Consider the following 1,144-nt stretch of genomic DNA (forward strand, 5'->3'; position numbering starts at 1 on the left):
TATGGTGACCTCTGCGTCTTTCCCAATCAGCTCACGATTGACCGATCAGCCGTTCCACTTCATGTTCCGTCATGCCACCTTCTTAGTGTTGGCGATCGGGACCTCTGCGGTGATACTTCAAGTACCTTTAGAGCAATGGTTTAAGAAAAGTCATTACTTGCTTTGGGTCTCATTTGGATTACTGATTGTTGTACTTCTTGCCGGTAAGTCAGTAAACGGCGCCTCTCGTTGGATTCCGCTTGGTCTGTTCAACTTACAGCCTGCCGAAGTTGCGAAGTTATCGCTGTTCATCTTCATGTCCGGTTATTTAGTCCGTAAGCAAGATGAAGTGCGCCAGACCTTCTTTGGCGGCTTTATGAAGCCAATCATGGTGTTTGCTTTCTTCGCCGTCTTGTTACTTGGTCAGCCGGACTTGGGTACCGTCGTTGTAATGCTGGTTACTCTGTTTGGCATGTTATTTATCGCGGGCGCGAAGCTAACCCAGTTTCTGGCCCTGATGATTGCTGGCATTGGCGCTGTCGTCGGTTTGATCTTGGTAGAACCGTACCGTATGCGCCGTGTTACTTCGTTTCTTGACCCATGGGAAGATCCGTTCGGTAGCGGCTATCAGTTGACTCAATCTTTGATGGCGTTTGGTCGCGGAGAATGGTTTGGTCAAGGGTTAGGGAACTCAATTCAAAAACTGGAATACCTACCAGAAGCGCACACCGACTTTGTATTTGCGGTATTGGCTGAAGAGCTTGGTTTCGTCGGTGTTGTTTTAGTGCTGATGTTGATTTTTAGCTTGGTACTTAAAGCTGTGTATATCGGCAAACGTGCTTTTGAAGAAGGCGAGATGTTTGGTGGTTACTTAGCGTTTGGTATTGGTATTTGGTTTGCGTTTCAAACCATGGTCAATGTGGGCGCAGCCGCTGGTATTGTTCCAACCAAAGGTTTGACGCTTCCACTAATCAGTTATGGTGGTTCCAGTCTGATTATTATGTCCGTTGCAGTGTCCATATTGCTGCGTATCGATCACGAATGCCGCTTGAAACGCGAGCAACAACAATCAGAACAACAGACGAATGAAACAGAATAAACGTTTGATGGTGATGGCTGGTGGTACCGGCGGTCACGTATTCCCAGGTTTGGCGGTGGCAAAGCA

Annotated in this window: 1 protein-coding gene; it reads left to right on the forward strand. The window is 47.6% G+C overall.

The genetic code is table 11. From position 1 onward, the window contains the following. Positions 1-1,078 (forward strand): cell division protein FtsW (ftsW, locus tag R7Q38_RS24235; protein ID WP_318114621.1); only part of this gene is annotated, 1,078 nt, incomplete at its 5' end. Positions 1,079-1,144 lie beyond the last annotated feature (66 nt).

It is taken from the genome of Vibrio sp. Vb0598 (genome assembly GCF_033338935.1).
GTDB classification, from domain to species: Bacteria; Pseudomonadota; Gammaproteobacteria; order Enterobacterales; family Vibrionaceae; genus Vibrio; species Vibrio alginolyticus.